10 protein-coding genes are annotated in these 12,830 nt (G+C 72.0%); 7 read left to right on the forward strand and 3 right to left on the reverse strand.

All coding sequences use genetic code 11. The features are described from left to right. Positions 1 to 111 precede the first annotated feature (111 nt). The 5 genes from RFN52_RS13825 to RFN52_RS13845 are packed head-to-tail and all read left to right on the forward strand — an operon-like array spanning position 112 to position 4,963. Positions 112 to 1,206: an ABC transporter ATP-binding protein gene (locus tag RFN52_RS13825; RefSeq protein ID WP_184846403.1), complete on the forward strand. Its 1,095-nt coding sequence runs from the start codon at positions 112 to 114 to the stop codon at positions 1,204 to 1,206. After that, positions 1,203 to 2,234: a 2-hydroxyacid dehydrogenase gene (locus RFN52_RS13830; protein ID WP_184846405.1), complete on the forward strand. Its 1,032-nt coding sequence runs from the start codon at positions 1,203 to 1,205 to the stop codon at positions 2,232 to 2,234. Before RFN52_RS13825 ends, RFN52_RS13830 begins: the two co-directional genes overlap by 4 nt. 19 nt (positions 2,235 to 2,253) lie before the next feature. After that, a complete protein-coding gene (locus tag RFN52_RS13835; RefSeq protein ID WP_184846406.1) occupies positions 2,254 to 3,678 on the forward strand; it encodes an FGGY-family carbohydrate kinase in 1,425 nt (474 codons plus the stop codon). Between the two features lie 26 nt (positions 3,679 to 3,704). Next, complete coding sequence (locus RFN52_RS13840; protein WP_184846408.1) at positions 3,705 to 4,742, forward strand: glycerophosphodiester phosphodiesterase family protein; 1,038 nt, start codon at positions 3,705 to 3,707, stop codon at positions 4,740 to 4,742. Next, entirely contained in the window at positions 4,742 to 4,963 is a 222-nt protein-coding gene (locus RFN52_RS13845; protein ID WP_184846410.1) for a hypothetical protein, read from the forward strand. The genes RFN52_RS13840 and RFN52_RS13845 overlap by 1 nt, the downstream gene beginning before the upstream one ends. Positions 4,964 to 4,966: 3 nt before the next feature. Here RFN52_RS13845 and RFN52_RS13850 read toward each other — a convergent pair whose 3' ends face one another. Beyond that, positions 4,967 to 5,605, reverse strand: a complete 639-nt coding sequence (locus RFN52_RS13850; protein ID WP_184846412.1) for a mycothiol-dependent nitroreductase Rv2466c family protein — start codon at positions 5,603 to 5,605, stop codon at positions 4,967 to 4,969. A 137-nt stretch (positions 5,606 to 5,742) separates the two neighbouring features. On the opposite strand from RFN52_RS13850, the gene pepN reads away from it, so the two are divergent. Together pepN and RFN52_RS13860 are read left to right on the forward strand one after the other, a co-directional pair. After that, entirely contained in the window at positions 5,743 to 8,322 is a 2,580-nt protein-coding gene (gene pepN, locus RFN52_RS13855) for an aminopeptidase N (RefSeq protein WP_184846414.1), read from the forward strand. A 197-nt stretch (positions 8,323 to 8,519) separates the two neighbouring features. Next, positions 8,520 to 9,560 carry a hypothetical protein gene (locus RFN52_RS13860; RefSeq protein ID WP_184846416.1) on the forward strand — a complete coding sequence of 347 codons (1,041 nt, stop codon included), beginning with the start codon at positions 8,520 to 8,522 and terminating at the stop codon, positions 9,558 to 9,560. 81 nt (positions 9,561 to 9,641) lie between these two features. Here the strand turns inward: RFN52_RS13860 and RFN52_RS13865 are convergent, their stop codons facing one another. Both RFN52_RS13865 and RFN52_RS13870 read right to left on the reverse strand, forming a co-directional pair. Further along, positions 9,642 to 10,793 carry a serine hydrolase domain-containing protein gene (locus RFN52_RS13865; RefSeq protein WP_184846418.1) on the reverse strand — a complete coding sequence of 384 codons (1,152 nt, stop codon included), beginning with the start codon at positions 10,791 to 10,793 and terminating at the stop codon, positions 9,642 to 9,644. 93 nt (positions 10,794 to 10,886) lie between these two features. Continuing rightward, positions 10,887 to 12,647, reverse strand: a complete 1,761-nt coding sequence (locus tag RFN52_RS13870; RefSeq protein WP_184846420.1) for a TIGR03767 family metallophosphoesterase — start codon at positions 12,645 to 12,647, stop codon at positions 10,887 to 10,889. Positions 12,648 to 12,830 lie beyond the last annotated feature (183 nt).

Genomic DNA, 12,830 nt, shown 5'->3' on the forward strand with positions numbered 1-12,830 from the left:
CCGGTGTCGAGGGTGCGAGCGCGCGGAGGCCCGAAGGGTCGAGCACGGTCGCGGCCTCGGCGCCGGCTGAAAGCGCCCTGGAGGCGAGCGGGCCATGAGAAGGGGACGGCCATGACGGGAACGGGACTGGAGCTACGTGAGCTGCGGAAGACCTACCGGTCGCGTGGGCGGCCCTCCGTGGACGCCGTCCGCGGGATCGACCTGACCCTGCGGTCCGGGGAGTTGCTCGGGCTGCTCGGCCCCTCAGGGTGCGGCAAGTCGACCACGTTACGGATGATCGCCGGGCTGGAGTCCGTCACCGGCGGGGACATCCTGGTCGGCGGGGCGTCCGTCGTCGAACGGCCCGCCCAGCAGCGAAACATCGGGGTGGCGTTCGAGAACTACGCGCTGTATCCGCCGCTGTCGGTCGCGGAGAACCTGGCGTTCGGGCTGAAGGCCCGGCGCGGGGCCGCCCGCGGTTCCCGGGGGGACGTCGACCGCAAGGTCAAGGACATCGCCGAGCGGGTCGGTCTGACCGACCTCCTCGATGCCCGCCCGGCGGGGCTGTCCAGCGGCCAGAAGCAGCGCGTCTCCCTGGCCCGGGCCCTGATCCGCGAGCCCGACGTGCTGCTCCTCGACGAGCCGCTCTCCCACCTGGACGCGGCCCAGCGTGACTCCACCCGCCGCGAACTCAAGCGCATCCAGAAGGACCTGGGCCACACCACCATCCTGGTCACCCACGACCAGGAGGAGGCCCTCTCCCTCGCCGACCGGATCGCCGTGATGAAGGACGGCGTCATCCAGCAGCTCGGCACGCCCTACGAGATCTACGACAGCCCGGCCAACGTGTTCGTCGCGGACTTCGTCGGCGAGCCCGCGATCACCCTGCTGCCCGGCATCTCCGGCGGCGACGGCCACGCCCGCCTCTCCGACACGGTGCGGATCGCCCTGCCCGTGCCGGTGGACCGGGGGCGGGAGGTGGTGGTCGGCATCCGCCCCGAGGACGTCCGGCTCACCGCCGAAGGCGGCCTGCCCGCCCGGGTCGTCGCCCATGAACCGCTCCTGGAGTCGGGCCTGGCGACCCTCGCCCTGGACGGGGTCGAACGGCATCTGGTCGTCCTCACCGACCCCGAGGTGCGGCTCGCCCACGACGACCGGGTCCGGGTCGCCGCCGACCCCGAGCACACCCATGTCTTCGACGCCGAGACAGGAGAGGCCCTGCGATGACTGACGGAAACAGCGTGCGTGTCGTGGCCGCCGGCGACCACTTCGTCCTGCCGTCGCTGATCACGCGGGCGGTGGAGCACGAGGTGGAGCGGGCCGACGTCCACGAAGTGCGGCTCGGCTGGCCGCTGGAGCCGTTCGGGCCGGTCGCCGAGGTGCAGGAGGCCAGTGACGCCGAGGACGAGCTGATCGAGGCGCTGGCCGGGGCGCAGGTGCTGGTCACGCAGATGGGGCCGGTCACCGGGAAGGTCCTCGCCGCCTGCCCGGATCTGAGGCTGGTCGTGGTCTGCCGGGGCGGGCCGGTCAACGTCAACCTGGACGCGGCCAAGGACCATGACGTACGGGTGTGCTTCGCGCCGGGCCGCAACGCCGCCGCCACCGCCGAGTTCACCGTCGGCATGATGCTGGCCGCCCTGCGCCGCATCCCCCAGGCCCACGACCCGCTCGCCCGGCAGGGCAGCTGGGAGGGGGCGACGTACTACACGTACGAGCGGAGCGGACTGGAGCTGGAGGACCTGCCCGTCGGTCTGGTCGGGTACGGGGCCGTCGGCAGCCGGGTCGCGCGCGTGCTGTGCGCCTTCGGGGCGCGGGTGATGGTCCACGACCCGTATGTGCACGGCGAGATCCACGGCCTGCGCGTGACCTCGCTCGACGACCTGCTGCGCCGCTCGCAGGTGATCACCCTGCACGCCCGGCTCACGCCCGAGACGCGGGGGCTGATCGGCGCCCGGGAGCTGGGGCTGCTGCCGTCCGGCGCGGTGGTGGTCAACGTGGCCCGGGGCCCGCTGCTGGACGAGGGCGCGCTGTGTGACGCGCTGGAGAGCGGGCGGCTGTCGGCGGCGGCTCTGGACACCTATGAGCGGGAGCCGCTGCCGGCCCAGTCCCGGCTGCCGGGGCTGGCCGACCGCGTGGTCCTCACCCCCCACCTGGGCGGGGCGTCGCGCGCGGTCGCCGAGAAGGCCGCCCGGATCGCCGCCGAGGAAGTGGGCCGCTGGGTGCGCGGGGAGCCGCTCGCGCACTGCCTGACCTGAGGACCGGGAGGAGAGCCGCATGTACGTGGGGATCGACGTGGGCACGTCCATGGTCAAGGCGGCGGCCTTCGACGCCATGGGCCGCCAACTGGCGGTGGAGTCCCGCCCGGTGGGCCTGAAGCTGCACGGCGGGCTGGTCGAGCAGGACATGGAGGAGGTGTACGGGGAGGTCGTCGCGGTGCTCGAAGCGCTGACCTCCGCCGTGGCGGAGCCCGTCGAGCTGGCCGGGCTCACGGGGCAGGGCGACGGGGTGTGGCTGGTCGACGGCGAGGGACGGCCGGTGCGGCCGGCCGCCTCCTGGATGGACGGGCGGGCGCACGAACTGGTCGACCGGTGGCTGGCGGACGGCACCTTCGAGACGGTGTTCCGGCGGACGGGCGGCGCGATGTTCCCGGGCTCCCCGGGCCCGCTGCTGGCGTGGCTGGACCGTCACGAACCGAAGGCGCTGGATGCCGCGAAGGCCGCCCTGTACTGCAAGGACATGGTGTTCCAGCGGCTGACCGGCGCCGGTTCGACGACGGATGTGTCGGACGCGTCGATGCCGTTCCTGGACCCGCGGACCCGGACCTACGACAACCGGGTCGTCGAACTGCTGGGGCTGGCGCACCGCCGCGGGCTGCTCGCCCCGGTCAGCGACCCGGTCGCGACGGCCGGGACGCGGGGCGAGGGCCTGCCGTCCGGGACCCGGATCGCGAACGGGCCCTACGACCTGCCGGCCTGTGCGCTGGGCGCCGGGGTGACGTCCCCCGGGGACGGTCTGCTGATCGTCGGCACCTGTCTGGCCAGCCTGGTCGCCACCACCGAGCTCGACCTGACCGGTGAACCGGCCGGTCTGTACATCTCCACGGACCGGCCCGGGCACTGGCTGCGCGCCATGCCCGCCATGGTCGGCACGGCGGCGCTGGACTGGGTGCTGTCGACGACGGGGGTGCGGCACGACGAGGTGGACGGCCTGCTGGCCGGGACGCCTCCGGGCGCGAACGGTGTCCGGGTGCTGCCGTACTTCGCGCCCTCCGGTGAACGCGCCCCCTTCGTCGAACCGCGCCTGCGCGCCGAACTCACGGGCGTGTCCCTGGAGTCGAGCCGGGGTGACCTGGTCCGCGCCACCTGCGAGGGCATCGGGTACGCGGCCCGGCACTGCCTGGCGGCGGCGGGCCTCACCGGGAGCCTGGCCGTCTGCGGCGGCGGCACCCGCAGTTCCGCCTGGATGCGGCTGCTGGCCGATGTGCTCGGGCGGCCGTTGCGGGTCGTGGAGGGCGAGGTGGGCGCGCGGGGCGCGGTCCTGGCGGCGGCCGAGCGGTACGGGGTGCCGCTGGACGCGGAGGTGTGGACGCAACCGACGGCGGTCGTCGAGCCGGACCCGGAGCGGGCCGCGTTCTACACCAGGGGTTACGAGGAGCACCTGGACCGGCTGGCCGGGGCACGGGCCCGGGCACGGAAGTGAACCTGCCTTCGACGAAGGGGAGTCGTATGCGACTCGGACGGAGATCCCTCCTGCTCGCCGCGGCCGCGGGAACCGGCGCAGCCGCCACGGCGGGCCCGGCGGCGGCCGGAGCACGCAAGGGCGGTGGCCCGGTCGTCATCGGCCACCGCGGCGCGGCCGGCTGGCGCCCGGAGCACACGGCACCCTCGTACACGTACGCCGTGCAGACGGGCGCCGACTGGATCGAACCGGACCTGGTGCCGACGAAGGACCATGTGCTGGTGGTCCGGCACGAGAACGAGATCTCCCAGACGACCGACGTGGCCCGCCGGCCGGAGTTCGCGGACCGCCGGACGACGAAGACGGTCGACGGGCGGGCGGTCACCGGCTGGTTCACGGAGGACTTCACGCTGGCCGAGCTGAAGACGCTGCGGGCGGTGGAGCGGCTGCCCGCGGTCCGCAACCGCAACACCGTCTTCGACGGGCGTGCGGAGGTCATGACGTTCCAGGAGGTCGTGGACCTGGCGCGGCGGCTGTCACGGGAGCACGGCCGGACGATCGCGGTCTTCCCGGAGACCAAGCACCCCACGTACTTCCGCTCGATCGGACTGCCGCTGGAGCCGAAGCTGGCGGCCGTGATCCGCCGCAACCGGCTCGGGCGGCGCGAGTGCGTCGTGCAGTCCTTCGAACCGACGAGCCTGCGGCGCATGACGGATCTGAACGTGCCGTTGTGGCAGGCGCTGGGGACGACGGGCGGGCCCTACGACCTGCCCTCGGTGACCTACCGGGACATGATGACGCCGGCGGGACTGGCGGGGATCGCCGAGTACGCGGACTGGATCGGGCCGGACAAGTCCTCGGTCGCGGGCACGGCGCTCGTCGCGGACGCGCATGCGGCGGGGCTGCGGATCGGGCCGTACACCTTCCGCGCGGAGAACCAGTTCCTGCCGGAGCGGTTCCGGCGCGGAAGCGGACCGAACGATTTCGGGGACGCGTTCGCGGAATACACGCTGTACTACCGCATGGGGGTCGATGCGGTCGTAACCGACTTCCCGGACTTGGCGGTGATCGCGAGGAGGAGCTGATGTTCTTCAAGGACAAGCACTGCCCGACCTGCAAGGGCAGCGGCACTCAGGTGTTCACGCCGCTCAAGCCCGGGGAGCGCAAGGCCCTCGGGACGAACCGCACGGACCTGTGGCGCTGCACCGCCGCGGGCTGCCGGTGGTATCAGCCCTGGGACCATCAGGCAGGCGGGGGCCGGCTCCCGGAGGAGTTGCAGAACCCGGGAGCCGACGCCACGCAGTGAGCCCTACAGGTTGGAGAAGTCCGGGCCCTTGGTGCGGGTGCGCTTGATCTCGTAGAAGCCGGGGACCGAGGCCACGGCGAGGGTGCCGTCCCAGAGGCGGCCGGCCTCCTCGCCCTGCGGGGCCGGGGTGACGACCGGGCCGAAGAAGGCGATCTGCTCGCCGTCGGAGCCGGGCACGGCGATGACCGGGGTGCCCACGTCCTGGCCGACCTTGTCGATGCCCTCCTTGTGGGAGGCGCGCAGCTCGGCCTCGTACGGGGTGGCGTCCCAGTGCTCCAGGAGGGACTCGGGCAGGCCGACGTCCTTCAGGGCGGCGGCGACCGTCTCCTTGCCGGGGCCCTCCGCCCGGTTGTGGATGCGGGTGCCGAGCGCGGTGTAGAAGGCGCCGAGGACCTCGGGGCCGTGCTCCTGCTGCGCGGCTATGACGACCCGGACGGGGCCCCACGCCTTGGTCTCCAGCAGTTCGCGGTACTCCTCGGGCAGCTCGTCCAGCTTGTTCTCGTTCAGGACGGCGAGGCTCATGACATGCCAGCGGACCTCGATGTCCCTGACCTTCTCCACCTCCAGAACCCAGCGGGAGGTCATCCAGGCCCAGGGGCACAGCGGGTCGAACCAGAAGTCGACGGGTGTCTTGTCCGACATGTCTCTCCTCAAGAGGAAACCTTTTCTCCGGCAACGCCGGTGCGCGCTCCCGTCATTCCCGGCTGCCCCGCGTCAGGGGCACGTGGCAGGATCGGTCCTGTTCAGCCGTACCCCACGACATCCGAGGAGTGCCGCCCGTGCCCGGTGAGAATCTGTCCCGCGACGAGGCCCGGGAGCGGGCCGCCCTGCTGAGCGTCGACGGGTACGAGGTGTCCCTCGACCTGCGGTCCGCGGTCGGTGAGGACCGGGGGGACGGGCCCCGCACCTTCCGCTCCGTCACGACGGTCCGCTTCCGCTGCAACGAGCCCGGGGCGAGCAGCTTCGCGGACCTGATCGCGCCGAGCGTGACGGCCGTCTCACTCAACGGCCGTGATCTGGACCCCGGCGAGGTCTTCGACGGCTGTCGGATCACGCTGGAGGACCTGGCCGCGGACAACGAGCTGGTGGTCGACGCCCAGTGCGCCTACTCGCGCACCGGCGAGGGCCTGCACCGCTTCGTCGACCCCGAGGACGGCGAGGTGTACCTGTACACGCAGTACGAGCCGGCCGACTCGCGCCGGGTCTTCGCCAACTTCGAGCAGCCCGACCTGAAGGCCCCCTACCGCTTCGAGGTGCGGGCGCCCGAGGGCTGGACGGTGTGGAGCAACGGGGCCGGTGAGCAGGCCGACGGGGTGTGGCGGTTCGCCGAGACCAAGCCGATCTCGACGTACATCACCTGTGTGGTGGCGGGCCCGTACCACTACGTGACGGACTCCTACTCGCGCACCTTCGACGACGGCACGACGCTGGAGATCCCGCTCGGCGCCCTGTGCCGCAAGGGCCTCGCGCCCCACTTCGACGCCGACGACGTCTTCCTGGTCACCAAGCAGGGTCTGGACTTCTTCCACGACCACTTCGACCACCCGTACCCGTTCGGGAAGTACGACCAGGCGTTCGTGCCCGAGTACAACCTGGGCGCGATGGAGAACCCGGGCCTGGTGACGTTCCGGGAGGAGTTCATCTTCCGCGGGAAGGTGACGCAGGCGTCCTACGAGGGCCGGGCCAACGTCGTCCTGCACGAGATGGCGCACATGTGGTTCGGCGACCTGGTCACCATGGAGTGGTGGGACGACCTGTGGCTGAAGGAGTCCTTCGCGGACTTCATGGGCGCGTTCTCCCTGGTCCGCGCGACCCGCTTCGAGAACGGCTGGATCACCTTCGCCAACCGCCGCAAGGCCTGGGCCTACCGCGCGGACCAGCTGCCCTCCACGCACCCGATCACGGCGGACATCCGCGACCTGCAGGACGCCAAGCTGAACTTCGACGGCATCACGTACGCCAAGGGCGCGTCGGTGCTGAAGCAGCTCGTGGCGTACGTCGGCGAGGAGGCGTTCCTGGAGGGCGCCCGGCGCTACTTCAAGCGGCACGCGTACGGCAACACGCGCCTCGGCGATCTGCTGTCGGTGCTGGAGGAGACCAGCGGCCGGGACATGAGTGCCTGGTCGCGGTCCTGGCTCCAGACTGCCGGGGTGAACTCGCTGACGCCGCAGGTGCTGCTGGGCGCGGACGGCCGTATCGAGGAGCTGGCGGTGGTGCAGGAGGCGGCGGAGGCGTACCCCGAGCTGCGCCCGCACCGGGTCGCGGTGGGCCTGTACAGGGTGTCGGACAGCGGTTCGCTGGAGCGGTACGCGCGCGTGGAGACCGACGTCGACGGCGCCCGGACGGTCGTGGCGGAACTGGCCGGCGCCGAGGCACCGGACCTGGTCCTGGTCAACGACGACGACCTGACGTACTGCAAGACCCGCTTCGACGCGACGTCGCTGGCCACCCTGCGCGAGCACCTGGGCTCGGTCACCGATCCGCTGGCGCGTGCCCTGTGCTGGTCGGCGCTGTGGAACATGACGCGTGACGCGCTGCTCCCGGCGCGGGACTTCGTGGACCTGGTGCTGCGCTTCGGCGGACGCGAGTCCGAGATCGGCGTGGTGCAGATGCTGCATGCCTGGGCCGAGTCGGCGGTCACCCACTACACGGCGCCCGCCCGGCGCGAGACGGCCGCCCGGCTGCTCGCGGAGGGTGCCCGGCGCGAGCTGTACGCGGCCGGGCCGGGCAGCGAACACCAGCTCGCCTGGGCACGCTTCTTCGCCCGGACGGCGACCACCGGGGCCGACTTCGAGCTGCTGCGGGACCTGCTCGCCGGCACGGCGACGGTCGACGGCCTCGAACTGGACCAGGAGCTGCGCTGGGTGTTCCTGGAGCCGCTGGCCGCGCACGGGGCCGTGGACGAGAAGGCGCTGGCCGAGGAGCTGGCCCGGGACGACACGGCCTCCGGCAAGCGCCACCAGGTGCGCTGTCTGGCCGCCCGTCCCTCCGAGGCGGTCAAGGCGCAGGCATGGGCGCAGGTCGTGGAGTCGGACGCGCTGTCCAACGCCATGGTCGAGGCGACCATCGCGGGCTTCTCCCAGGGCTCGCAGCGGGAGCTGATCGCGCCGTACGCCGAGAAGTACTTCGCGGCGATCGAGCGGGTGTGGGCCGAGCGGTCGATCCAGATCGGCATGCACGTGGTGCAGGGCCTGTTCCCGTCGCTCCAGCAGTCGAAGGAGACGCTGGACGCCACGGACGCCTGGCTGGACGCCCACAAGGAGGCGGCACCGGCGCTGCGCCGGCTGGTACTGGAGTCCCGTGACGATCTGGCACGGGCGTTGCGCGGACAAGCGTGCGACGAGGCCTCTGACCATTAGCTTTGGCCTGAGATCTCGGGCGTTCCGCCTTCGTTACGAGACGATCGCCCCGTGAGCCGTAACCCCTGGCCCGCACCCGAACGGACCAGGGGCTTTCGGCATCCGAACATCCGTCCTTTAGTGCCGGATTGTCCGCATGTTTCGACGGACCTGTAACAGCGGTTCAAAGAGGGCCGGAGCGCGGGAAATTGCGGGGCATGACCCACAACACCCCGCTCTCCCCCCGCCCGCTGCACGACCTGACCGGCGGTGGCCGCCCCCGTGTGACGACCACGGCCCGGCTCCGTTCGCACGGCGTCTCCACCGCCGAGACGAACGAGCAGTGCCGCGCGGGCGGCCCCTGGCAGCAGCTCCTCCCGGGTGTCGTCCTGCTCCACCCGGGCCCGCCGACCAGCGAGGAGCGGCTGCACGCGGTGCTGATGTACGCGGCGCGGGAGCGCGGCACCGGGGTCCCCGCCCAGCCGGGCGGGAGCCGGCCGCACGCCCCCGCCTACCCCGAGGCGATGATCACGGGCCTGGCCGCGCTGACCCTGCACGGCTTCTCCTCCACTCCCCCGCTGCCGTCCCTGGACACCATCGACGTCCTGGTCCCACGGCCGCGGAGGCTGCGCTCCACGGGCTGCGCGCGTATCGTCCGCACGCCCGTCATGCCCGACCCCGAGCACGACACGGGGGTGCCGGTGGCACCGGTCGCCCGGGCGCTGGCCGACGCGGTGGCGGAACTCGCGGACGCCGGCACCGTCCGCCTGCTGCTCACGGAGGCGGTCCGCGGCGGCCACTGCGACCCGGCGGCGGTGGTCCGGGAACTGAACCAGGCCCGGCTGCTGAGCCGCCCGCACGTCGTGGACGCGGTGGATTCCCTGCTCACCGAGGGCCGGGCCCGTGCGGAGGACCGCCTGTACCGGATGGTCCGCGAGTACGGCCTGCCCGACCCGGTCTGGAACGTCGACCTGCGCCTGCCCGGCGGCCCCTACCTCGGCGGCCTCGACGCGTACTGGCCCGACCAGGCGGTGGCGGTGGAACTCGACACCCGGGCGCCCCGGCAGGACGACGACGCCCTGTGGTCCGAGTACGCCCGCAAACGCGAGCACCTGGAGCGGCTCGGCATCACGGTCGTGTACATCACGCCGCGCAAGCTCCGCGACTGTCCGGAGCAGCAGGCGACGGTACTCCGCACGGCCCTGATGGCCTCGGCCGACCGCGAACCGGCCGCGTACGTCGGGGTGCTGCCCCGTTGATGACGGACGCGGGGGCAGGACCAGGAGGGGAGAGGAGGGGCCGCCGGGACACACCGGCGGCCCCTTCTCCTGCCGGGAGCGCTACTTGTCGCAGAACTCCGCCTCGATGATCGCGTCCGTGCTCCCCGACCAGTCACCGTTGAAGTTGACGGCGAGGGAGTGGCGGCCGTCCTCGGTGGTCACCGCGTCCGAGTTCGAGCCGTAGATCCCGCCGTCGTGGCCCCAGACGTGGACGCCGCAGCCGAGCTTGCGATCGACCAGCCCCAGGCCGTAGCGGCTCGTTTCCCGGCTGGAATCGACCGTGGTCTTCATCTCCTTCAGCTGCTCGCGCGGGAGCAGCCGGCCGCCGAGCAGGGCCGAGTAGAAGCGGGTCAGGTCGGCCGAGCTGGAGACCATCTGGCCGGAGCCGTAGGCCAGGCGCGGGTTGAGTTCCGTGACGTCGTACGTCGGGCCCGTCGTCTCCCTGGCCAGTTTGGAGTAGGCGCGGCTGCTGGGCCGGGGCAGGGTGACCCGGGTGGTGGGGACCGACGTCGACGTCAGGTGCAGGGGGGCGATGATCCGGCGGTCGATCTCGTCGCCGTAGTCGTTGCCGGTGGCCTTCTCGATCACCTGCGCGGCCAGGAGGTAATTGGTGTTGGAGTACGCGAACGACGTACCCGGCCTGAAGTAGGGCTCGTTGGCCATGGCGACGGCGAGCAGGTCCTCCGGGGCCGCCTCGTCGAAGCGGTGCTTCATGAAGCCGGCCGCGGTCATGTACTTCTGCTGGAAGCCGGGGTCCTCCAGGTAGTCGAAGATGCCGCTGGTGTGGTTCAGGAGCTGCCGGATCGTGATGCGGCGGCCGTCGTGGCCGTTGCCCCGGACCACGCCCGGCAGCCACTTCTCCACGGTGTCGTCGAGCGACAGCTGCTTCTCCGCCTCCAGCTGGAGGACGACCGTGGCGACGAACGTCTTGCTGATGCTGGCGATGCGGTAGTGGTCCCGGGCCGAACGCGCCGTGCCCGTCTCCACGTTGCCGACGCCGACCGCGGCCGCCCAGGTGCCGTGGCCCCGCCGGACCGTCAGCGTCACTCCCGGGACGCCGTCGGCGACCGCGGCCCGGACGGCCCGCTCGGTCGCGTCATGGCCACCGGGTGCGGCCACCGGGCTCGCCGCCACCGCCGGAACCGCCAGGGCCGCCGACAGCACCATCGCCGTCGCCGCCGTCAGGGCCGCCGTACGCGCTCGTCTGTTCATGTTCCCCCCGTCACGTCATATCGAGTCGTGTCGGGAGGGGGGACTCCGGCGGCTGTGGCGGGGGTTGACCGAACGCCTGGCGGTTGAGCGGGATCAGGCCTTCTTGAGCACCAGCTCGGTGTTGCGGTCCTCCGGGTCGCCGCCGAGCGAGGTGCTGGCGCCGGGCGCGTTGAGGGACAGCTCGCGGTAGAGGGCCGCGAGGCCGGTCTGGGAGAGGTCGGAGAAGTCCGTGCGGTGCGGGGCCGATGACTCCACCAGCGTGGTGAACAGGGAGATCGTGCCGTCCTTGTTGTCGGTCAGCTCGATGACCCGGGCCAGCTGCGGGAAGTCGACGTGGGAGGCGGTGGAGATCTCCCAGAAGGAACCGCCGCTCGCCAGGGCGTGCGGGGTGATGACGTTCTTGTGGATGTGGCCGTTCACCCAGGCGAGCACCCTGGGGTGGTTGCCGAGCAGGGCGAGGACCTCCTGGCCGTCGTGGCGGCGCTCGGCGGGGCGGGCCGGGTCGCTGCGGAGGTTCGTCATCGTCTTGCTGGTGTGGTGGCTGAAGATCACCGCGTAGGAGTCCTTGTTGTCCCGCAGCGTCTTGTCGAGCCACTTCAGCTGGGCCGTGCCGATGGACCCCTCGTAGTGGCCACCGGAGTCGGTGGTGTCCAGGCTGATGCCGATGACGTCGTCGGAGATGCGGAAGGCGTAGTACTGGGTGCCCGCGTCCAGATTGGCGGAGGAGTAGCCGTGGCCGGCCGGGCCGACGCCGCGGTGGGCCGGGTCCAGGTGCGCCTGGAGGTACTCGGCCGGGGTGAAGGGCGCGCGACGCTCGTCGGGGGTGACCGAACGCGTGGAGCGGGCGTGGGACTTGAGGAAGTCGTGGTAGCGGACACCTTGGGGGTCGCGGGCCTTCTTGATCTGCGCCTGGAGCCGCTGCGCCTCGGCCGCGGAGACGTCCATCAGTTTCTTGCCGCCGACGGCGAGTTCGGTGAGGTAGGAGTCGCCGTGTGAGGCGTAGCAGCCCATCGGCAGGGTGTCGTGGTTGCCGACCGTCGAGTACCAGGGCAGGTTGAGGCCGGGGCTGCGCACCTCGCGGATCGCGGCCTTCAGGAAGCCGTCGAGGTGGGGGAAGCCCGCCTGCTTGTCGCTGTCGCGGACCGCGGCGTCGGGCTGCCAGTACTGCTTGAGGCCGCTGTTCTGGACCCCCTCGTACCGGCGCGGGTCACCGGTGTTGGGCGTGATGCGCCCGCCGCTCATGATCTTCAGGAACCAGTCCAGCTCGGACTTGGCGTTGTTGTCCGTGTTGTCGCCGGTGGTCATGGCGAAGTGCAGGGGAGCGCCGGTGACGGGGGCGCCGCGCAGCGCGTTGATCCGCTCCACCAGCGCGATCGCGCCCTGCACGGTCAGCGCCTCGTGCGGCCGCCAGGCGTGGATGTCGGCCGAGCGCAGGTACTCCAGACGCAACGGGTGCTGGGCGTCGATGATGTGCAGGTCGGTGAGCTGCACGAACGCGGCGAGCGGGGTACGGCGGCCGGCCCGGCCGGGCTTGGGCGCGGCCAGGTCGGAGCGGACGACCCGCTGCCAGCCGGGTCCGTCGTTCAGACGCCGGTAGCCGGAGCCGCCGCGCGGGGCGGCGACGGACGCCAGGGTGGTGCCCTTGGTGTACGGGGCCAGCGGAGCGGCCGGTGCCCGGCGCGAGGAGGCCGCCACGGCGGTGTCGGTGCTCTCCTTGATGGTGGCGGCCTGGCTGTCGCTGGGCCGAAGGGCGTAGCCGACGCCTCCGGAGAGGGCGACCGCTCCGGTGGCGGCGAGGACGGAACGACGGTGGATGCCCCGGCCGGAGCCGGCGACTGAGCGTGTGCGCGACATGCGCTTCTCTCCCCGAGTGCGAACGCGTCGGCAGTGGTCGCGGGGCGTTCACGTCATGAACACCCCGCTCGTACTGGATCGTTGGCACCGGGAATGACCTGCGCGTAAACGAGGCGGCAACGCGCAGCGCCGATCACCGTACGTGGATCTTGGACTACCCCGCGCGTCGTCGCCTGCTCCGGA

Source organism: Streptomyces collinus (assembly GCF_031348265.1).
Classification (GTDB): Bacteria; Actinomycetota; Actinomycetes; order Streptomycetales; family Streptomycetaceae; genus Streptomyces; species Streptomyces collinus.

What these genes read in the sequence shown, in the direction of transcription:
- RFN52_RS13825 (WP_184846403.1), top strand. Translation starts at nt 112, where the DNA reads ATGACGGGAACGGGACTGGAGCTACGTGAGCTGCGGAAGACCTACCGG.
- RFN52_RS13830 (WP_184846405.1), top strand. Translation starts at nt 1,203, where the DNA reads ATGACTGACGGAAACAGCGTGCGTGTCGTGGCCGCCGGCGACCACTTC.
- RFN52_RS13835 (WP_184846406.1), top strand. Translation starts at nt 2,254, where the DNA reads ATGTACGTGGGGATCGACGTGGGCACGTCCATGGTCAAGGCGGCGGCC.
- RFN52_RS13840 (WP_184846408.1), top strand. Translation starts at nt 3,705, where the DNA reads ATGCGACTCGGACGGAGATCCCTCCTGCTCGCCGCGGCCGCGGGAACC.
- RFN52_RS13845 (WP_184846410.1), top strand. Translation starts at nt 4,742, where the DNA reads ATGTTCTTCAAGGACAAGCACTGCCCGACCTGCAAGGGCAGCGGCACT.
- RFN52_RS13850 (WP_184846412.1), bottom strand. Translation starts at nt 5,605, where the DNA reads ATGTCGGACAAGACACCCGTCGACTTCTGGTTCGACCCGCTGTGCCCC.
- RFN52_RS13860 (WP_184846416.1), top strand. Translation starts at nt 8,520, where the DNA reads ATGACCCACAACACCCCGCTCTCCCCCCGCCCGCTGCACGACCTGACC.
- RFN52_RS13865 (WP_184846418.1), bottom strand. Translation starts at nt 10,793, where the DNA reads ATGAACAGACGAGCGCGTACGGCGGCCCTGACGGCGGCGACGGCGATG.
- RFN52_RS13870 (WP_184846420.1), bottom strand. Translation starts at nt 12,647, where the DNA reads ATGTCGCGCACACGCTCAGTCGCCGGCTCCGGCCGGGGCATCCACCGT.